Below are 19,575 nucleotides of genomic sequence, written 5' to 3'. Positions count from 1 at the left end.
AGGAGTTGATGAGAGGCGTCATGAGGTCTTCAAGCGGATGCTCATGCTCTCGACTAAAGTCAGCCTGCGATGAGCTGGCCCCTTGGCTACTGTCAGAAGCGAGTCGCCAAGTTTCCTGATAAGCAACGCAAGACGCAGGGAATATCACTCACTCCATGAGGACGAATGATTCAGTCAATGGAGACCATTCATCGGTTCATCGCCGATGGGTCTCTCGCCAATCACAATAACAATGCGAGAACTCCGTCATGAAGGAAGAGAATGCCAAGGCGTATTGGGCCGCCAATATCAGACTGATCATGGGGTATCTCGTGATCTGGTTTGTCGTGTCCTATGGATGCGGAATCCTGTTGGTGGATGTCCTCAACAATATCCAGTTCTTCGGTTTCAAACTCGGTTTCTGGTTTGCTCAGCAAGGGGCGATCTATTTCTTCCTCGCGCTGATCATCTTGTACGCCCGTTCGATGAACAAGCTGGATGAACGCTTCGACCTCCACGAGCAATGAGCGGTGTTGAACCGCTTTCGTGGTCAGGTCTGCGATGAATTACAGCGACGGCTCTGCAGGAAAGGAACAGGACTGAGCGTTTCATCTCTCACGACAACAAGATGATCGATATCGCCAAGGACAACGCCAATGGATGTTCAATTACTGACGTACCTTTTCGTGGGCGCCTCGTTCGCGCTCTACATCGGCATTGCGGTGTGGTCGCGTGCCGGCTCTACCAAGGAATTCTACGTGGCGGGCGGAGGGGTCCATCCCATCGCCAACGGGGCCGCCACCGCTGCGGACTGGATGTCTGCCGCCTCCTTCATCTCCATGGCGGGCATCATCGCCTATGTGGGCTATGACGCCTCCGTCTATCTGATGGGCTGGACGGGTGGCTATGTGTTGCTGGCGATGTTGCTGGCACCGTATCTGCGCAAGTTCGGCAAGTTCACGGTGCCGGATTTCGTCGGTGACCGTTATTACTCGAGCGTCGCACGTACCGTGGCGGTGGTCTGTGTCATCTTCATTTCCTTCACCTATGTCGCGGGTCAGATGCGCGGCACCGGCATCGTCTTCGCGCGCTTCCTTGAAGTGGACGTGAACGTCGGTGTCGTCATCGGCATGGCGATCGTCTTCTTCTATGCCGTTCTGGGTGGCATGAAGGGGATCACCTATACCCAGGTGGCGCAGTACTGCGTGTTGATCTTCGCCTTCCTGGTACCGGCCGTCTTCCTGTCGATCATGATGACCGGACACGTGCTGCCTCAGACCGGCTTCGGCGGCACGCTGGTGGATGCACAGGGCAACGATACCGGCGTCTATCTGCTGCAGAAGCTGGATCAGGTCGTGACTGACCTCGGCTTCCGCGAGTACACCGAAGGCTCCAAATCCACCATCGATGTCTTCTTCATCACGGCGGCACTGATGTGCGGGACCGCGGGTCTGCCGCACGTCATCGTGCGCTTCTTCACGGTACCGACCGTCAGGGATGCACGTATCTCCGCTGGCTGGGCGCTGTTCTTCATCGCACTGCTCTACACCACTGCGCCGGCTGTGGGTGCCTTTGCGCGGGTGAACCTGGTCGAGACCGTCAACGAGACAGCCTATGAGGAACTGCCGGGCTGGTTCTACAACTGGGAGAACACCGGTCTGATCGGCTGGGTCGACAAGAATGGCGACGGCATCATCCAGATGCGCGGCGGTGACCCCTTCGCGGGCAAGCCGAGCTATGAAGGCGACGCCGACAGCCAGGCCGCTCGTGGTGAGTATGGTCAGCGTCTGGTGAGCAACACGCCCACCGACAACGAGAGCGAGGTCTACATCGACCGCGACATCATCGTGCTGGCCAACCCGGAAATCGGCAATCTGCCGGCATGGGTCATCGCGCTGGTGGCGGCAGGTGGCGTGGCGGCGGCGCTCTCGACGGCAGCGGGGCTGTTGCTGGTCATCTCCTCGGCCATCTCGCATGACCTGCTCAAGAAGACCTTCAAGCCAGACATCACCGAGAAACAGGAGTTGATGGCAGCTCGCATGGCGGCAGCGGTGGCCATCGTGATCGCCGGTTACTTCGGCATCAATCCGCCAGGCTTCGTGGCGCAGGTGGTGGCCTTTGCCTTCGGTCTCGCGGCCTCGAGCTTCTTCCCGGTCATCCTGCTGGGGATCTTCTCCAAGCGCATGAACAAGGAAGGCGCCATCGCGGGCATGCTGGTCGGGCTGGTGTTCACCTTCAGCTACATCGTCTACTTCAAGTTCATCTCGCCGGAGCTCAACACGGCGGAGTACTGGCTGCTGGGCGTGTCGCCGGAGGGGATCGGCTCGCTGGGCATGGTGCTCAACTTCGTCGTCGCGGTCGTCGTCTGCAAGGTGACACCGCCGCCGCCCGAGCACATCCAGCATATCGTCGAGGACATCCGCGTGCCGCGCGGGGCAGGAACGGCAGTGGATCACTGATCCCTGACGACAGCGCCTGGCCCGCTTGACCTCTCGGTCTGCGGGTCAGGCCCTACATATCCCGAGGCCCCGTCGTGCATTCGCAGGCGGGGCCTCATGGCTTGATGATCCGTGCCCTTCGGGACGGAGAGCCAGTGGAGTCGTGTCATGCAAGCCACATTAGTCGAAATTCCGTTCGGCGAGCCGCCGTTCAGTCTGCTGGATGAGCGCAGCCGGGCACGCCTGGCCGAGAACGTCGACCTGCAGTACTTCGCGGCCCTGGAGCAACCGCTGATACCGGGAGCGGTGGGAGAGGCGCTCTTCATCATCCACAAGGGCGAGGTGGTCGAGCTGGCGGCAGAAACGCCATTGCCGGACACCGCCACCCTGGAGCAGGCGCGACGTGAGGGTCACGACGCCTGGCTGAGTCTGCGCATCGGGCATTACAGCAAGGGAGATCTGTTCGGGGCCTTGACCCTGCTCAACGGCGAATGCCGGACACGCTTCGTCTGCGAGCAGGAAACGCTCTGCTATCAATTGCCGGCCGACCACTTCCATCAGCTGTGTGAAGACAATCCCGGGTTCGAGGAGTATTTCCAGCACAGCCTGCGTGACAAGGCCCGGCTGCTCGCGGCGTATCGGGACACCCGACTCGGCAGCAGCCGGGACCAGACAGGCTTCATGCTGGCGAGGGTGATGGATTGCATGCGTCCGCCACTGGTGATGCCAGCCAGCAGCAGCATCGAGGCAGGCGTGAAGGCCATGGGAGAGGCTGGTGCTGACAGTCTGATCATCGAGGTACAGGGCCGTTGTGGCGTGGTCACGCGCACCGATCTGCTCAACGCACTGGTGCTGGAGGGACTTCCTGCCACGCATCGTCTCGCCCCTCTGGGCACCTTCGCGCTGGTGGCGGTCACCGCCGAGGATTATCTGTTTCAGGCACTGGTCCAGATGACGCGTCATCGGGTCGCCCGCGTGGTGGTGCAGGAATCGCTCGCTGCCGATGCCAAGGTGGTCGGAGTCATCGAGCTGACCGATGTGCTGGGCTTCTTCTCCAATCGTAGCCAGCTGGTCAGTCTCGAGATCGAGCGCGCGGCGGATCTGGAGGCGCTGGCGCTGGCCAGTGCTCGCCTGCCGGAGCTGGTCCGCGCGCTGGTTCTCCAGGGCGCGCATCTGCGCCATGCCATGGCACTGCTCAGCGCCCTCAATGGACGTCTGATCGAGCGCACCTTCGCCCTGCTGGTGGAAGAGCAGCACCGAGTCTCCTGCTGTCTGATGCTGATGGGCAGTGAGGGGCGTGGCGAGCAGATGCTCAAGACCGACCAGGACAACGGGCTGATTCTCGCTGATGGACATCAATGGCCAGACTGCAGCGACGCCATGCAGACCTTCAGCGCTACCCTGGCACGCCTCGGCTATCCACCGTGTCCGGGCAACATCATGGTCTCCAATCCAGAGTGGGTCGCGACCGAATCCCGCTGGCGCGGCAAGGTGGCGCGCTGGTGTGCCGGACGCGATGGGGAGGCGCTGATGAATCTGGCCATCGTCTTCGATGCACGCGCCAGCGGTGGCAATGCCGAGCTGGTCGACAGTCTGCGCGGACACCTGGTGCAGCATGCCCGACGTGATGAATTGCTGCTGTCGCACTTCGCGCGCCCGGCATTGCGGTTCTCGACGCCGTTGACGCTGTTCGGCTCACTGCGCTCACCCCGCCATGGCATCGACATCAAGAAGGGCGGCATCTTTCCCATCGTGCATGGGGTACGCACCATGGCGCTGGAGCGTGGCGTGATGGCGACCGGCACCTTTGCGCGTCTTGAGGCGCTGGTAGAGGAGGGGCGTATCGAGGCCAGCGACAGCGAAGATCTGTCTGAGGCCCTGTCGCTGTTCTCCGAACTGCGTCTGCGTCAGCAGTTGCGGCATCTCGAGGAGGCGCCGGCCAACGCTGGCAGACACGCTGAGCAAGAGCTGTCCGAGGCACGGGGTGACGCCAGCACCGCCAGTGCCAATCTCATCATCACCCAGTCGTTGTCTTCGCTGGAGCGGGACCTGCTGCGCGATGCCTTGAGTCGGGTCAAGGATTTCAAGCAGCGCCTGACCCATCGTTATCACCTGGATTACTGACGCGCGGCCGAGCGCCGCAAGGAGATGGCATGTTCCAGCAGCTACGTCGTGCGGCAGACCGCCGCCGCCATGGGCATGGCGAGTTTGCCGAGCTGTTCAGACCCTGGCACGCCAGTGAACATGAGGGAGAGCGGGTGGCACTGGATTGCGAGACCACCAGTCTCGATGTCGAGCGTGCCGAGCTGGTCTCGCTGGCGGCGGTACGTTTCGATGCGCGCCGGGTGAGGACGGCCAGCGCGCTGTCGTTGCAGCTCCAGTGTCCGGAAGGCCTGCGCGGTGACTCCATCCGGATTCATCGCCTGCGCGGAATCGACCTGCATGGTGGCGAGGCGCTCGGCGACGCCTTGCACCAGTTGCTGGCCTTCATCGGCAATCGCCCGCTGGTGGGGTGGTGCATCGATTTTGATGTCGCGGTGATCAATCGCCACCTGCGGCCACGTTTCGGCTTCGACCTGCCCAATCTGCGTCATGATCTCGCGCGCGACTACCTGAAGCGCTGTCGTCACGCTCAGCCCGAGGCCGCGCCGGACCTGCGCTTCGAGGCCATGGCCGAGGCGCTGCAGGTGCCGGTGATCGGGCGGCACACTGCGCTGGGGGATGCCGTGACCAGCGCCATGATGGCGCAGCGCCTGATGCTGCCGGTCACTCAAGTCGTGCCACGTCACGATGCCTGTTCAGGCTCATGAGCCTGAACCACCTGGTCCATGCGTCGCCCGGGCGACGAGCCTGTGGTTGATGGCCCTGCGATTGATGGCCCTGTCGTTGTTAAACCTCTTGGCTAATAAACCAAGGTCTGTTGCCGGAATGTCCAATGGCAAGACATCACCAGCTTGGCCACACTGGCCCCATACGACGACGCCACGCTGCTTTTCCTCATCGTGACAGGCATGCGCGAGCCCTTGTCGAACCGGATTACACGCCAGTGCAGTACCGACCAGCAACACGGTCAGCCATGCAGGATGCATTACCGAGCAGCTTGATAATCATAACGGGGTAGCGACAGCGTGCAGAGGTCATGATCGACGAAGACCTGCTGTCAGCCAGCCCCAGTCAGGCCCGAGGGATGTGAACGCTTCGCCCTGCGCGATGACGGATGCACTCTCGGGATCGCCATCACTACGCCAGGTGATGGCACCGGGCCTTGGGCACCTGCCTGAGGCCCGGTTTCAGATTGGGCACCACGCGCTGTTGCCTTTCTTGCCTATTCAGGGTTCTTGCCCACGAGGTGCGACATGCTGATCGCGACCAACACGTTATTGATCATTGGCCTTGCCATCGTTCTGTTTGCCTATTCCCTCTACATCCGTCGTACCCAGGATGTCCGGGGAGTACTGATGTTCTGGTCTCGCAAGCTGGCGCTCACCGCGCTCGAATTCCGACTGCAGCGCTTCGGCATCATGGTGATGCTGGGCGGAGTGGTCATCCGCTATCTGGAAGTCCTGCGGCTGTTCTGATCGCTTCCCGGCATCTGCACGAATCCCCCCACGCCCGCTGACTGCGGGCGTCTTGCGTATTGCGGCAGGCCGTCCGCCTCTGTGACGTGACACTGGCCGATGCTAGACTGTGTGCCCTCCCAAACTGCCTGTCTGATGCCCCATGTTCACACCTGAAACTGACGCCACCTCCCGCACGCATGACGCAGCGGATGCCAAGCATGAGCTGAACAAGCTGCAGAAGCGGCTGCGCCGCAATGTCGGCACCGCCATCACGGATTACGGCATGATCCGCGATGGCGACAAGGTGATGGTGTGCCTGTCAGGTGGCAAGGACTCCTACACCATGCTGGACATCCTGATGAACCTGCAGCGCAATGCGCCGGTCCAGTTCAGTCTGGTGGCGGTGAATCTGGATCAGAAACAGCCCGGTTTCCCGGAGCACGTGCTGCCGGCATGGCTTGAGTCAGTGGGCGTGGAATACCACATTCTCGAGCGTGACACCTATTCCATCGTCAAGGAGAAGGTGCTCGAGGGCAAGACGACCTGCGGGCTGTGCTCACGCTTGCGGCGTGGCTCGCTGTACGGCTTTGCCACCGAGATAGGGGCGACCAAGATCGCCCTTGGCCATCACCGCGATGACATTCTCGAGACGCTGTTTTTGAACATGTTCTTCGGTGGCAAGCTCAAGACGATGCCGCCCAAGCTGCTGTCGGATGATCAGCGGCATATCGTCATTCGTCCGCTGGCCTACTGCCGCGAATCGGACATCGAAGCCTATTCCACGGCGCGTCAGTTCCCGATCATTCCCTGCAACCTGTGTGGCTCCCAGGAGAACCTGCAGCGTCAGGTGGTCAAGGAGATGCTGCAGGACTGGGAGACGCAGCATCCCGGGCGTCTCGAGACCATGTTCCGTGCCGTCACTTCCGTGGCACCCTCGCACCTGGCGGACCGTGAGCTGTTCGACTTCGCGGGGCTGGATGAGAAGCGCGATCGCTTCCAGGCCACGCGTATCGATGCGCTGGACATGGACTCGGAGCAGGCCGGCATGGCAGAAGACCTCTTCGAAGCCGAGCGCCGTGTTCAGACTGCCTCCGAGACTGCGGCCTCATTGGGCCGGGAGCTCTAAGCCCGGATCCTGCTGACATCCGCGAATCCCCGACGCCATCTCGCCTGTCGCGAGGTGGCGTCGTGCGTTTCAGGGCCGGTAATCCGTAAATGGCAAGACGGGACAGCGCTGGCGTGCGTGAGTGGAACGTCATCGACAGTTGATGGCCCGCGACCATTGTCGTCTCGCCTGACGGGGCAACTGTCCGCATGCTCTGAGGATGTCGGATGACCCAAGGGCAGGGGGGCGGTGATGGACAATGATGTCGATGAACGTGGCAATGGTCAGCAGGGCCAACGTCTGGCGGCGACGGTGCTGCATGGCTTTGATGAGTACCGCTCGCGCTTCAAGCAGATTTCCAGCGATGCCAGACGGCGTTTCATCGAGGCCGACTGGCGTGAGGCACAGCAGGCCTCGGCGGCACGCATCAATCTCTATGACGAGAAGGTCGCCGCGACCATGGAGCGTCTGGCGCGCGCCTTCGAGCCTGAGCGTCTGAGCGAATGCACCCTGTGGGGCGAGGCCCGACGCCATTACATGACGCTGATCGATCAGCGCCTGGACTACAAGCTGGCCGAGACCTTCTACAACTCCATCTTCTGCAGTGTCTTTTCCCACCGTCATATCCGGGACGACTGGATGTTCGTGTCATCCTCCCGGCAGGCGCCAGCTCGCCACTCCGGGATGAGCATCAGCCACCGTGTGCCGGTCGAGGGTGATTGGGCAGGGGCGCTGGACACGGTATTGAGCGAGGCCCCGCTGGGGATCGCCTTCGAACATCAGGGGCGCGACGTGACATTGGGCGCCGAGATGCTGCTCGAGGTGTTGCCACCCGAGGTGCGTGAGGCCTCCGATGCCACCTTCGAGGTGCTGCGCAGCGTCTTCTATCGCAACAAGGGGGCCTACCTCATCGGACGCATCGAGGGCGGCGGGCAGACGCTGCCGCTGGTGCTGCCGGTACTGCATACCGAACGCGACGGCGTCTATCTCGATACCGTGATCATCGAGCCCGAGGAAGTCTCGATCATCTTCTCCTTCACCCGCGCCTACTTCCAGGTCGAGATCGAGGTGCCCGGTGAGGTGGTGGGCTTCCTGCAGACACTGATGCCCGACAAGCCCATCGGCGAGCTCTACGCTGCCATCGGGTTCTACAAGCACGGCAAGACCGAACTTTTCCGTGGCCTCAACGACCATGTCGCCAGTCGCACCGACCGATTCATCATCGCGCCGGGCGTGCGAGGCATGGTGATGGCGGTCTTCGTGCTGCCCAGCTATCGACTGGTATTCAAGCTGATCAAGGATCGCTTTGCGCCCAGCAAGGACATGAGCCGCGACCAGGTGCGCCAGAAGTATCGTCTGGTCAAGCGCCACGACCGCGTCGGCCGTCTGGCGGACACCCAGGAGTTCTCCAATTTCGCCGTCGGACGCGATCATTTCGATCCCGACTGCCTGGCCGAGCTGCTGGAGGTCTGCAGCTCCTCCATCACGCTGCGCGGCAACAAGGTACTGATTCGGCATTGTTATACCGAACGCATGATGACGCCGCTCAATCTCTATCTCGAGCAGTGTGATGAGGATGAGACGCGCGCCGTGCTCAATGACTACGGCAATGCGATCAAGCAGCTGGCCGCGGCCAACATCTTCCCCGGCGACATGCTGCTGAAGAACTTCGGCGTGACCCGTCATGGTCGGGTGGTCTTCTACGATTACGACGAGATCAACTATCTCACCGAGTGCAATTTCCGCGAGATTCCCGAAGCGCTCTACCCTGAGCAGGAGATGGCCAGCGAACCCTGGTATTCCGTGGGACCGAACGACATCTTCCCGGAAGAATTCGGCCCCTTCCTGTTCGCGGATCTTGGGCTGCGCAAGCTGTTCTACGAGCTGCATCCGGAAATCTTCCAGGCCAGCTGGTGGAAGGGGCTGCAGGATGCCATCACGGCGGGACGGGTGATCGATGTCTACCCCTATCGCAACAAGCGACGTTTCGGGGTCGATCGCAGCCAGGACTTCATCGATGACTGAAGGCTTGCGTTCGGACAGGAAGCGCCCCCAGGCTCGGCAATGGGACGTCACGATCAAGTTCACAGCGAGAGAGAGTGTTGGATGAGTGAAGGTTTCAGAGATCCTGGCGCGCGCCATGGTCGGCATCTGGTCGTGCTCAGTGGCGCAGGCATCAGCGCGGAAAGCGGTCTGCGCACCTTCCGTGCGGAAGATGGCCTGTGGGAAGAGCACCGTCTGGAAGAGATCGCCACTCCGCAGGCATTTCGGCGTGATCCGCAGAAGGTGCTGCGCTTCTATGATGATCGCCGTGCCCAGGTCCGGCGGGCCAGGCCCAACGCGGCGCACAAGGCACTGGCAGAACTTGAACAGGCCGGTTTTCGTGTCTCGGTGATTACCCAGAATATCGATGATCTGCACGAGCGCGCCGGCTCGCGTGAGGTCATGCATCTGCATGGCGAGATTCTCAAGGCACGCTCGAGCGTCGACCACGGCTTGCGCTATCCGCTGCCGCGCGGTGGCATTCGGCTGGGAGACCTGTGTGACAAGGGCAGTCAGTTGCGCCCGGACGTGGTGTGGTTCGGTGAGGCAGTGCCACTTTACGGCGTCGCCGAAGGCATCGCGGCGGAAGCGGATCTGCTGTTGATCGTGGGGACCTCGCTCAAGGTGATGCCGGCCTCGAATCTCTATGCAGCGGCACCGTTGGATGCCCCCATCGTGCTGGTGGACCCGAATGCCCATGAGCTGGCGGAGCCCGGCGTGCATCCCCTGGCGGAAAGCGCCGGGCAGGCAGTGCCACGTCTTGTGCGCCATTGGTTGTATCAGGGACACCTGGGCCTGCCTGATACGTTATGATGCGCGGCTTCAGGCCTGCCATGGGCGGTGGGCCAGCAATCCCGGAGGCAAGCAACCTTCGGTGACCGGAAATTGAAAGCATGTTTGAGACGCTGAATCGTTTCTTCCCGCTGTGGGCTCTGTTGTTCGCCGGCCTCGCCGTGCTGGCGCCGGCGCCTTTCGTGGCCCTCAAGGATGTCATCCAGCCGCTGCTGGCCCTGATCATGTTCGCCATGGGACTGACGCTGTCGCGTGAGGATTTCATGCGTGTCGCACGTCGCCCGGGGCCCATCGCGCTGGGCCTGCTGCTGCAATACAGCGTGATGCCGCTGGCTGCCTTCCTGATCGCGCGGCTGCTGGGGCTGGACCCCGCGTTGACGGTCGGCATGGTGCTGGTGGGGGCCACTGCGGGGGGAACCTCCTCCAACGTGATGACCTGGCTCGCCGGTGGTCACGTGGCCCTGTCCGTCTCGATGACCATGGCCTCGACACTGCTCTCCATCGTGATGACGCCGCTGTTGACCTGGTGGCTGCTGGGGACGGACATCGACGTGCCGGTGAGCGGCATGCTGCTGAGCATCGCCAAGCTGGTGGTGGCGCCCATCGTGCTGGGTGTCATCGTGCATCACTTCGCGCGTGACGCCATCCGCGAGTGGGAATCGGCGCTGGCGAGTCTGGCCATGCTGGCGATCGTGCTGATCATCGCCATCGTGGTGTCGCTCAATGTCGGTCGCCTGGCCACGCTGGGCCCGCTGGTGGCATTGGCCGTCGTGGCGCACAACGCCATCGGCCTGAGCGCCGGCTATGGCCTGTCGCGCCTGTTCGGACTGGATGAGCGTACCTCGCGCACCATCGCCATCGAGGTCGGCATGCAGAACTCCGGACTGGCGGCGTCACTGGCCAGCCAGTTCTTCTCCGCCACGGCGGCGTTGCCGGGAGCGATCTTCTCCATCTGGCACAACGTCTCCGGCTCGTTGCTGGCCGGTTACTGGAAGCGTCGGCCGCCGAAGTTCGTGACCGGCGGCAAGCACCGCTACGAGGTATAGCCGCGACACTCGCTGAGTGAACCACGCTCGGCGACATGAGACGGCAACATGAGAAAGGGACACGCATGCTAGAATGCGCGTCCCTTTTTCTTTGGTACTGACCACCCATCATGTGTGATTCCCGTCTTACGCCGGCCGCTGGTCATCCCGCCAGCGTTGATCAAGCCGCTTCCTCCGCCCCGGAGTCGACCGAGCCGGGCGAGGCCAGCGGTATCACGACGCTTCCCAGTGGCGAGCCGGATGAGTGGCACGGACGCCACCCGCGACGGGAATTCAAGGCGCGTGGCAGCCAGGTGATCCGTTGCGAGGCCTGCCGTCTGCCCAGGCTCAACTGCCTGTGCCCGTATCAGGTCAGCGCGCAGTCACGGATCACGTTCTGGTTGATCACCCACCCGCTTGAGCACTACAAGCCCACCAATACCGGGCGCCTGATCGCGGATGTGCTGGCGGGCACCGAGGTCTTCAGCTGGTATCGTGTCGAGCCCGACCCCCGCCTGCTGGCGCTGCTGGAAGATGAGCGCTATCAGCCGTTCATCATCTTCCCGGACGATCAGCCGGACTACGCTGATCGCGTGGTCGACGTGAACGCCATCGCCGGTGTCGGGCCCGAGGTGGCGACGCATACCGCCAGTGGCGAGGAGCGCATTCCGGTCTTCATCCTGCTGGACGGGACCTGGCGTCAGGCGCGTCGCATCTTCCGCAAGAGCCCTTACCTGGATGGTCTGCCGGTACTGCCGCTGCACACCACGCGTCTGACGCGCTATCACCTGCGCAAGCCGGCGTCCCAGTCACATCTGTGCACGGCGGAGGTGGCGGCGGAGCTGCTGCGTCAGGCGGGGGAGGAGGAGGCGGCCAACGTGCTGGATGATTACTTCGACGCCTTCAACGACTGCTATCGCGCCAGCCGGATTCACTATGTGCTGGAGCCGACCGCACCGATGCGTCGGCTGTTGGCTCGCCGTGAGGCCAAGGCCGGCGAATAGCCGTGACACAGAAGTGAGAACGCCCCCGTCGGAGCCATCCGGCGGGGGCGTTCGCGTTCAGGGGCGGGCAGGAGCTTGTCCGCTCCGCCTGTTCGACGGGCAGGACTCAGCGTCGCCAGAAGGCCGGCGTGAACAGAACCAGAACCGTGAAGATCTCCAGACGCCCCAGCAGCATCGCCAGAATCAGGATGCCCTTGGCCGCCCCCGGGATATCGCCATAGTGGGTCGCGACCTCACCGAGTCCCGGCCCCAGGTTGTTGAGCGCAGAGCCGACCGCCGACCAGGCCGTGACCTGATCCAGTCCGGTGGCCAGCATGCCCAGCATCATCAGCACGAACAGCAGCAGGTAGACGGAGAAGAAGCCCCACACTGCCTCCGCGACCCCTTCGGAGATGCGCATCTTGCCCACCTTGACCGAGAGGATGGCGTTGGGGTGGATCAGACGATGCACCTCACGCACGCCCTGCTTGAGAATCAGCAGGATACGGATGACCTTCATGCCGCCGCCGGCGGACCCGGAGCACGCGCCGATGAAGGCGGCGATGAACAGCATCATCGGCAATACGCCCGGCCAGCCGGTGAAGTCGGCGACGCCGAAGCCGGTGGTGGTGGCCACCGAGACGGCCTCGAACAGGCCATGGCGCAGCGCCTTGCTGTCATCGTAGCTGCCGGTGAGCAGCAGGCCGGCGATGGTCACGCAGGTCAGGATCAGCAGCAGGATCAGGAAGAAGCGCGTCTCGGGATCGCGCAGATAATGACTGATCCGCCCCTCGCGCCAGGCGGCGAAGTGCAGGCCGAAACTGATCGAGGACACCACCATGAAGAACACGCAGATCATCTCGATGGTGGCGGAATCGAAGTAGCCGATGCTGGCATCGTGGGTCGAGAAGCCGCCCACCGCGACGGTGGAGAAGCTGTGGCCGAGGGCATCGAACCAGCTCATGCCGGCGGCCCAGTAGCTGGCGAAGCACACCAGGGTCAGGGCGGCGTAGATGTACCAGAGCGCCTTGGCCGTCTCGGTGATGCGCGGCGTCAGCTTGGAGTCCTTCAGCGGCCCGGGGATCTCGGTGCGATAGAGCTGCATGCCGCCGATACCTAGAGTCGGCAGGATCGCCACCGCCAGTACCACGATCCCCATGCCGCCCAGCCACTGCAGCTGCTGGCGATAGTAGAGGATGGAGTGGGGCAGCAGATCGAGCCCCGTCATCACCGTCGCCCCGGTGGTGGTAAGTCCCGAGAACGACTCGAACATGGCGTCGATGATCGACAGGTTCGGGTCCTCGGCGAGCAGGAAGGGCAGCGATCCGAAGGCACCCAGCACCGTCCAGAACAGCACCGTGATCAAGAAGCCATCGCGGTTGCGCAGCTCCTTGCGGGCATGCCGGTTGGGATAGAACAGCGCGAAGCCGGTCAGCAGGGTGATGCCGAGGGCGATGGCAAAGGCGCTGAGGGTGTGGTCCTCGAAGGCCAGCGAGATGAGCATCGGCGGGACCAGCGTCAGGCTGAACAGCATCAGCAGAATGCCGAGGATGCGATAGATGACGCGCAGGCTCATGCACGACCCCCACGCATCATGACGCGAATGTGGCGGCCCATGCAGCGAGCCCGGCTTGCGAGAGACATCGTGGCGGCCATCATCAGAAGAAGGTCAGCCCGACCTGGAACAGGCGCTCGACTTCCCGGATACGGCGCTTGTCGACCACGAACAGGATGACGTGGTCGTTGGATTCCACCACCAGATCGTGATGCGCGACCAGCACTTCCTTGCCACGCACCACGGCACCGATGGTGGCACCCTCGGGCAGATTGATGTCCTCGATGCGCCGGCCCACCACCTTGGAGGAGCGCTCATCGCCGTGGGCGATGGCCTCGATGGCTTCTGCCGCGCCGCGCCTGAGAGAGTGCACGTTGACGATGTCGCCCTTGCGCACATGCGTCAGCAGACCGCCGATGGTGGCCTGCTGCGGCGAGATGGCGATATCGATCTCGCCACCTTGCACCAGGTCCACGTAGGCCGCGTTGTTGATCAGCGTCAGTACCTTCTTGGCGCCGAGTCGCTTGGCCAGCATCGAGGACATGATGTTGACCTCGTCATCGTTGGTCAGCGCGCAGAAGATGTCGCAGTCCTCGATGTTCTCCTCCAGCAGCAGGCGCTTGGAGGTGGCGCTGCCGTGCAGGACCACGGTGCGGTCGAGGCGCTCGGACAGGTCGGTGCAACGGGCCAGCGAGTGCTCGATGATCTTGACCTGATGGGTGTGCTCCAGCGTCTCGGCCAGGCGCTCACCGATGTGGCCGCCACCGGCGATCACCACGCGACGGAAGTTGCGGTCCACGCGGCGCAGTTCGCCCATCACGGTGCGGATATCCTTGCGCGCCGCGATGAAGAACACCTCGTCATCGGCCTCGATCACGGTATCGCCACGCGGGATGATCGGACGATTGCGCCGGTAGATGGCTGCCACGCGAGTATCCACGTTGGGCATGTGACGACGCAGGAAACCGAGTTCCTGACCGACCAGCGGACCGCCATAGTAGGCCTTTACCGCCACCAGCTGAGCGACACCATTGGCGAAGTCCAGCACCTGCAGGGCGCCGGGATACTCGATCAGGCGGCGGATGTGATCCGTCACCACCTGCTCGGGACTGATCAGCACGTCCACCGGGATGGCATCGTGGGAGAACAGGCCCTTGCGAGTCAGGTAGGCGGTGGAGCGCACCCGCGCGATCTTGGTCGGGGTATGGAACAGGCTGTGGGCGATCTGACAGGCAATCATGTTGACCTCGTCAGAATTGGTCACCGCGATCAGCATGTCGGCATCTTCGCCGCCGGCCTGACGCAGCACCTGGGGATAGCTGGCCGCGCCGGTGACGGTGCGGATATCGAGACGGTTGTGCAGCTCGCGCAGCCGCTCGGTGTCGGTGTCCACGACCGTGATGTCATTTTCTTCATGGGCCAGGTGTTCGGCGAGTGTGCCGCCGACCTGACCTGCACCCAGAATGATGATTTTCATGTCCGGCTCGTCCGCTGTTGCTCAGTCGGCACAGGATAAACCAGTGCCATGACGGAAGACAGCCGTGCCCCGGGAGTCGGGGCACGGCTGTCCTGATGTGCCAGGCGCGTCATCTCGCAAGCCGGGATGCGGTACGCCTGTCCGGTGATCCTGCCGAGCGTCAGGCGCCGGCCTTGGTGATGTGCGCCAGATAGAAGCCATCGTGGCCATTGACCTGCGGCAGCATCTGACGACCGGCACCGGAGACACGGCCCCAGTCGGCCTTGATGGTCTCGGCCTTGGCATCCGGCGTGGCGGCCAGGAAGCGATCCATCACCCGGGCGTTTTCCTGGGTGATGATGGAGCAGGTGCCGTAGACCAGGGTGCCGCCGGGCTTGAGCATGCCCCACAGGTTCTCCAGCAGCTTGCCCTGCAGGCGTGCCAGGTCCCCGATGTCGTTCGGGCGACGCAGCAGCTTGATGTCCGGGTGACGGCGGATGACGCCACTGCCGGAGCAGGGCGCGTCGAGCAGGATGACATCGAAGGCTTCGCCGTCCCACCAGTCGCGCTCGCTGGCATCGGCGCACACGACGCCGGCGCCCAGTTCCAGACGCTCCAGTGTCTCTTCCACGCGTTCGAGACGCTCGCCGTCGATGTCGATGGCAGTGGCGTCCAGCGAGGGGAAGCGCTCCAGCATGTCCGCCAGCTTGCCACCCGGCGCGGTGCAGGCATCCAGCAGGCGCACGCCTTCCCCTTCGGGGTTGATGGCCGTCACGGCGGGGGCCAGCAGCTGACCGGCCAGCTGGGCGGCCTCATCCTGCACGCTGACCAGGCCTTCCTCGAAGCCCGGCAGGGCGCTGACGTCGCAGGCGCTGGCCAGGGTGATGCCGTGCTCGGCGAAGGGGCAGGCGACGGCGTCGATCTCGGCGTCGGCCAGCTGGGCGAGGTAGTCCTCGCGGCTGATGGCGGCGACATTGACGCGCAATGTCATCGGGGCCTGGGCGTTGTTGGCGGCGGCGATGGCCTCCCAGTCGTCCGGCCAGTTGCGCTGGAAGGTGTCCAGCAGCCACTGCGGGTGGGAAAGCGCCACGGCGGGGTCCTTGTCGACCTCGGCTTCCAGTGCTTCCTGCTCACGCTGGAAACGACGCAGGCAGGCATTGAGCACGCCCGTCGCCCAGCCCTTGCCCAGGCCGCGTGCGGCGCCAGCGGTCTCACCGACGGCCGCATGCGGTGCGATGCGCATGTACAGCAGCTGGTAGAGGCCGAGCAGCAGCAGGGCGTGGATATCCTGGTCCTGCGCCTTGAAGGACGATTTCAAAAGCTTGCCCGCGAGTGCGTCCAGACGCGGCAGCTGGCGGCAGACACCGAAGCACAGTGCCTTGTAGAGGCCCTGGTCACGCCCGGCGACGCCAGACGGCAGGCCGTCCAGATTCAGAGAGGTCTTTGCCGCCAGTACCGGCGCCAGAGTGCGCGCAGCGGCAACCCGGACGGCAGCGCCCGGTGAGGCCGGGGCATTGTCAGGCTTGCGGCGTGCACCACCGTGCTTCGAACCACCGCCCTTGCTGCGGGCCGGCGGCAGAGAGTTGCGCTTCTTGCCGTTGCCCTTGGAGGACGGGTTGTCTGACTGGCTCATGCGGAAGTCTCGGTCTGTGAATCGGAATCAGGGGCGTGGTCGGCGCCGAGGACAAGGCCCTCGGGGAAGCGCGCGGCACGTGAGTTGAGCAGGTCCTTGACGGACAGCGGCTTGGCACCGGGCAGCTGGGCACGGGTGATCTCCAGCACCTGATGGCCATCACCGCAGGCGATGCGCAGGCAATCATTGCCGGGCGCCAGCAGAGTGCCGGGTGACACGAAGTCTGCGAGGCGCTGCTCGCCCGTGCGCGACATCCACAGGCGTAGCGGCTCGCCGTCCAGGCGTGTCCAGGCCACCGGCCACGGATTGAAGGCGCGAATGCGCGCGTCCAGCTCGGCGGCGGGACGGGTGAAGTCGAGTTCCGCCTCGGCCTTGGAGAGCTTGGCGGCGTAGGTGACACCTTCCTCGGGCTGTCGGGTCGCCGGAAGATCGCCATCGGCGATGGCGTCGAGGGCCGTGACGATGGCCTCGCCGCCCTGTGCCGCCAGGGCATCATGCAGCTCGCCGCCAGTAGTGCTGGCGGTGATCGGGGTGCGACGGATCAGCAGCATGTCGCCGGTGTCCAGGCCGGCATCCATCTGCATGATGGTGACACCGGATTCGCTGTCGCCGGCCTCGATGGCGCGCTGGATCGGCGCGGCACCGCGCCAGCGTGGCAGCAGGGAGGCATGGATGTTCAGGCAACCGAGGCGCGGGATGTCGAGCACGGCCTGCGGCAGGATCAGCCCGTAGGCCACCACCACCATGATGTCGGCCTCGAGATCGCGCAGGATCTGGCGATCGGCCTCGTCCTTGAAGTTGAGCGGCTGATGGACGGGAAGGTCGTGCTGGAGTGCCAGCTGCTTGACGGGGCCGGGGGTCAGCTTGCGGCCGCGCCCGGAAGGGCGGTCAGGCTGGGTATGGACACTGACGATCTCATGGCGGCTTTCGAGCAGCGCGGCGAGACATTCGGCGGCGAAATCGGGGGTGCCGGCAAAGGCGATGCGCAGGGCTTTCGACATGCAAGAGCTCTCATATGGGGAACGCGGCCGAGGGCCAGGCTCAAGGTGCTGACGGTAAAGGAGGGATTCAGGCGGTGCCGGTGAATCACTCATCAACAAGCAGGGAGGCCAGAGGAAATCCTCCGGCCTCCCTGCGATGTGACATGGCGCACCGGAGTCCCCTCCGGCGTGCGGATCACGCTTCCTGCAGCTTGTGGCGCTTCTGCATCTTCTTCATCACCCGATCACGCTTGAGCGGGGAGAGGTAGTCGACGAACAGCTTGCCTTCGAGGTGGTCGTTCTCGTGCTGGATGCAATGTGCCAGCAGGCCTTCGGCCTCGAGTTCGTAGGCCTCACCGTTGCGATCCTGAGCGTTGAGCCGTACTTTCAGATAGCGCGGCACTTCGGCGTAGTATTCCGGGATCGACAGGCAGCCTTCCTGCATCGGCTCCTGCGCTTCGCCGATGGGCGTGTATTCGGGATTGACCAATACCAGAGGCTGGGATTGATCTTCGCTGACGTCGATGACGATCAGACGACGATGCACGTCGACCTGGGTAGCGGCGAGGCCAATGCCACGCGCGTCATACATGGTCTCGATCATGTCGTCGATCAGGGTCTGCAGTTCCGCGTCGAAGGTGTCGATCGGGGCGGCAACATTGCGCAGACGCTCATCGGGGAATTCAAGAATTTCGCGCTTGGCCATGACTGGTGTAATTACCGTTGTGCTGTCAGTGGAGATTTGCCTGATATTGTAGTGTGCACAGCCGAGGAACGGAACCGATGGCCTTCAATGCTGCTACTATCGCGGCAATAGTCATGATTGATCGCGAGTTCCGTCAGGCAGGGGCAAGGCTGGGCGGCACGCGCTCGGCGCGGGTTTGAGACAGGCCATCACCACCGACAACAACAGGTGGCATCAACGCAAGGGACGCAGGAATGGGCATGAAACGACTGGTCGGCAACGCCGTGTTCACGGCACTCCTTGGCATGGCGACGCTGGGGGCAAGCGCAGGGACGTCGCTGGCGCAGGCGGCAACCGTACGTGATGACGTACCCTCCACCTATGTGGTGGTGCGCGGCGACACGCTGTGGGACATCTCGGGACGCTTTCTGCGTGAGCCCTGGCTGTGGCCGGAAGTCTGGCGTGCCAATCCGCAGATCAAGAATCCACACCTGATCTATCCGGGAGATCGCATCTCGCTCTATTACGAGAACGGCGAGCCTCGTCTGCGCCTGGAGCGTGGCCAGGGCGGCGTGGTCAAGCTCTCGCCCAAGATTCGCAAGATTCCCAAGCGCGAGGCCGTGCCACCGATCCCGCTCGAGAAGATCTCCGCCTTCCTCAAGGACCACCGCGTGGTCGATCCTGGCCTGCTCGAGAATGCGCCCTACGTGGTGGCCGGTGACGACACGCGTCTGATCAGTGGTGCCGGGGATACCGTCTATGCGCGTGGTCAGTGGCCGGCCTATGACACCTTCAGCATCTACCGGACGGGGCAGCGTTACCTGGACCCTGTCACCCAGGAATTCCTGGGCCTGGAGATGATCAGTATCGGGGATGTCCAGCTGGAGCGTCGCGAGGGCGACATCGGCGTGATGCATGTGGTCTCGGCCAATCGCGAGATTCTCAACGGTGATCTGCTGTTGCCGGCCGATGGCGGGGCCATCAGCACCAGCTTCCAGCCACAGCCTCCCGTCGAGGTGTCGGGCGGCGAGATCCTCGCGGCACCGGACGGACTGCGCAACATCGGTCGCAATGACATCGTGGCGCTCAACCGCGGGAGCCGGGATGGCGTGGAGCCGGGCTTCGTGTTCGGTGTCGAGCGTCAGGGCGAGACGATCACCGACCCCAAGACAGGGGAGCCGATCACTCTGCCGGGCGAAGAAGGCGGCCTGCTCATGGTCTTCCGTATCTATGACAAGGTCAGCTATGCCCTGGTGATGAGGGCGGAGCGCCCGCTGAGTGTCGGAGACAAGCTGCTGGAGCCGCATGGCTGAGCAGACATGCCCGGTATTTGATCCGCAA

General features: G+C 63.4%; 16 protein-coding genes. 11 read left to right on the top strand and 5 right to left on the bottom strand.

Annotation, left to right across the window (positions count from 1 at the left end):
• Positions 1-248 precede the first annotated feature (248 nt).
• The 10 genes from HXS66_RS14625 (at position 249) to HXS66_RS14580 (ending at position 11,946) form a co-directional block, all read left to right on the top strand.
• Complete coding sequence (locus tag HXS66_RS14625) at positions 249-506, top strand: DUF4212 domain-containing protein (RefSeq protein ID WP_077380124.1); 258 nt, start codon at positions 249-251, stop codon at positions 504-506.
• A 129-nt stretch (positions 507-635) separates the two neighbouring features.
• Positions 636-2,438 (top strand): sodium:solute symporter family protein, encoded by a 1,803-nt coding sequence (locus HXS66_RS14620; protein ID WP_077380122.1) that lies wholly within the window; start codon positions 636-638, stop codon positions 2,436-2,438.
• A 147-nt stretch (positions 2,439-2,585) separates the two neighbouring features.
• Positions 2,586-4,541, top strand: coding sequence for a DUF294 nucleotidyltransferase-like domain-containing protein (locus HXS66_RS14615; RefSeq protein WP_176503940.1), 1,956 nt, complete (start codon positions 2,586-2,588; stop codon positions 4,539-4,541).
• Between the two features lie 29 nt (positions 4,542-4,570).
• The gene (locus HXS66_RS14610) at positions 4,571-5,227 is read left to right on the top strand and encodes a 3'-5' exonuclease (RefSeq protein ID WP_077380118.1); all 657 of its coding nucleotides are present in this window, start codon (positions 4,571-4,573) and stop codon (positions 5,225-5,227) included.
• Between the two features lie 546 nt (positions 5,228-5,773).
• The gene (locus tag HXS66_RS14605) at positions 5,774-5,995 is read left to right on the top strand and encodes a hypothetical protein (RefSeq protein WP_077380116.1); all 222 of its coding nucleotides are present in this window, start codon (positions 5,774-5,776) and stop codon (positions 5,993-5,995) included.
• Positions 5,996-6,137: 142 nt separating this feature from the next.
• Entirely contained in the window at positions 6,138-7,103 is a 966-nt protein-coding gene (gene ttcA, locus HXS66_RS14600) for a tRNA 2-thiocytidine(32) synthetase TtcA (protein ID WP_176503939.1), read from the top strand.
• Between the two features lie 231 nt (positions 7,104-7,334).
• Positions 7,335-9,107, top strand: a complete 1,773-nt coding sequence (aceK, locus tag HXS66_RS14595; protein WP_077380112.1) for a bifunctional isocitrate dehydrogenase kinase/phosphatase — start codon at positions 7,335-7,337, stop codon at positions 9,105-9,107.
• Between the two features lie 81 nt (positions 9,108-9,188).
• A complete protein-coding gene (locus HXS66_RS14590; protein ID WP_077380110.1) occupies positions 9,189-9,938 on the top strand; it encodes a Sir2 family NAD-dependent protein deacetylase in 750 nt (249 codons plus the stop codon).
• A gap of 80 nt (positions 9,939-10,018) precedes the next feature.
• The gene (locus tag HXS66_RS14585; protein ID WP_077380107.1) at positions 10,019-10,963 is read left to right on the top strand and encodes a bile acid:sodium symporter family protein; all 945 of its coding nucleotides are present in this window, start codon (positions 10,019-10,021) and stop codon (positions 10,961-10,963) included.
• Between the two features lie 110 nt (positions 10,964-11,073).
• Entirely contained in the window at positions 11,074-11,946 is an 873-nt protein-coding gene (locus HXS66_RS14580) for a tRNA-uridine aminocarboxypropyltransferase (protein WP_077380105.1), read from the top strand.
• Positions 11,947-12,052: 106 nt separating this feature from the next.
• Here HXS66_RS14580 and HXS66_RS14575 read toward each other — a convergent pair whose 3' ends face one another.
• The 5 genes from HXS66_RS14575 to def form a co-directional block, all read right to left on the bottom strand.
• Positions 12,053-13,501, bottom strand: coding sequence for a TrkH family potassium uptake protein (locus HXS66_RS14575; RefSeq protein WP_077380103.1), 1,449 nt, complete (start codon positions 13,499-13,501; stop codon positions 12,053-12,055).
• Positions 13,502-13,583: 82 nt separating this feature from the next.
• Complete coding sequence (gene trkA / locus HXS66_RS14570; RefSeq protein ID WP_077380101.1) at positions 13,584-14,957, bottom strand: Trk system potassium transporter TrkA; 1,374 nt, start codon at positions 14,955-14,957, stop codon at positions 13,584-13,586.
• A gap of 160 nt (positions 14,958-15,117) precedes the next feature.
• Positions 15,118-16,569 (bottom strand): 16S rRNA (cytosine(967)-C(5))-methyltransferase RsmB, encoded by a 1,452-nt coding sequence (rsmB, locus tag HXS66_RS14565; RefSeq protein ID WP_084207894.1) that lies wholly within the window; start codon positions 16,567-16,569, stop codon positions 15,118-15,120.
• Positions 16,566-17,570, bottom strand: a complete 1,005-nt coding sequence (gene fmt / locus HXS66_RS14560) for a methionyl-tRNA formyltransferase (protein WP_077380097.1) — start codon at positions 17,568-17,570, stop codon at positions 16,566-16,568. The genes rsmB and fmt overlap by 4 nt, the downstream gene beginning before the upstream one ends.
• Before the next feature lie 175 nt (positions 17,571-17,745).
• Complete coding sequence (gene def, locus HXS66_RS14555; RefSeq protein WP_077380095.1) at positions 17,746-18,255, bottom strand: peptide deformylase; 510 nt, start codon at positions 18,253-18,255, stop codon at positions 17,746-17,748.
• 239 nt (positions 18,256-18,494) lie between these two features.
• Between def and HXS66_RS14550 the strand changes: the two genes are divergently transcribed.
• Complete coding sequence (locus tag HXS66_RS14550; protein WP_218015102.1) at positions 18,495-19,547, top strand: LysM peptidoglycan-binding domain-containing protein; 1,053 nt, start codon at positions 18,495-18,497, stop codon at positions 19,545-19,547.
• Positions 19,548-19,575 lie beyond the last annotated feature (28 nt).

The sequence above is a fragment of the Cobetia sp. 5-11-6-3 genome (genome assembly GCF_013374055.1).
Lineage (GTDB): Bacteria > Pseudomonadota > Gammaproteobacteria > Pseudomonadales > Halomonadaceae > Cobetia > Cobetia marina.
Note: the sequence above shows the minus strand (reverse complement) of the source record. Positions and strands in the feature narration are given on the sequence as shown.

Bases quoted from the DNA above. Each gene is read 5' to 3' on its own strand.
- HXS66_RS14610 (WP_077380118.1), top strand. From the start codon at position 4,571: ATGTTCCAGCAGCTACGTCGTGCGGCAGACCGCCGCCGCCATGGGCAT.
- HXS66_RS14550 (WP_218015102.1), top strand. From the start codon at position 18,495: ATGAAACGACTGGTCGGCAACGCCGTGTTCACGGCACTCCTTGGCATG.
- HXS66_RS14585 (WP_077380107.1), top strand. From the start codon at position 10,019: ATGTTTGAGACGCTGAATCGTTTCTTCCCGCTGTGGGCTCTGTTGTTC.
- trkA (WP_077380101.1), bottom strand. From the start codon at position 14,957: ATGAAAATCATCATTCTGGGTGCAGGTCAGGTCGGCGGCACACTCGCC.
- HXS66_RS14590 (WP_077380110.1), top strand. From the start codon at position 9,189: ATGAGTGAAGGTTTCAGAGATCCTGGCGCGCGCCATGGTCGGCATCTG.
- def (WP_077380095.1), bottom strand. From the start codon at position 18,255: ATGGCCAAGCGCGAAATTCTTGAATTCCCCGATGAGCGTCTGCGCAAT.
- HXS66_RS14575 (WP_077380103.1), bottom strand. From the start codon at position 13,501: ATGAGCCTGCGCGTCATCTATCGCATCCTCGGCATTCTGCTGATGCTG.
- fmt (WP_077380097.1), bottom strand. From the start codon at position 17,570: ATGTCGAAAGCCCTGCGCATCGCCTTTGCCGGCACCCCCGATTTCGCC.
- HXS66_RS14625 (WP_077380124.1), top strand. From the start codon at position 249: ATGAAGGAAGAGAATGCCAAGGCGTATTGGGCCGCCAATATCAGACTG.
- rsmB (WP_084207894.1), bottom strand. From the start codon at position 16,569: ATGAGCCAGTCAGACAACCCGTCCTCCAAGGGCAACGGCAAGAAGCGC.
- aceK (WP_077380112.1), top strand. From the start codon at position 7,335: ATGGACAATGATGTCGATGAACGTGGCAATGGTCAGCAGGGCCAACGT.
- ttcA (WP_176503939.1), top strand. From the start codon at position 6,138: ATGTTCACACCTGAAACTGACGCCACCTCCCGCACGCATGACGCAGCG.
- HXS66_RS14605 (WP_077380116.1), top strand. From the start codon at position 5,774: ATGCTGATCGCGACCAACACGTTATTGATCATTGGCCTTGCCATCGTT.
- HXS66_RS14615 (WP_176503940.1), top strand. From the start codon at position 2,586: ATGCAAGCCACATTAGTCGAAATTCCGTTCGGCGAGCCGCCGTTCAGT.
- HXS66_RS14620 (WP_077380122.1), top strand. From the start codon at position 636: ATGGATGTTCAATTACTGACGTACCTTTTCGTGGGCGCCTCGTTCGCG.
- HXS66_RS14580 (WP_077380105.1), top strand. From the start codon at position 11,074: ATGTGTGATTCCCGTCTTACGCCGGCCGCTGGTCATCCCGCCAGCGTT.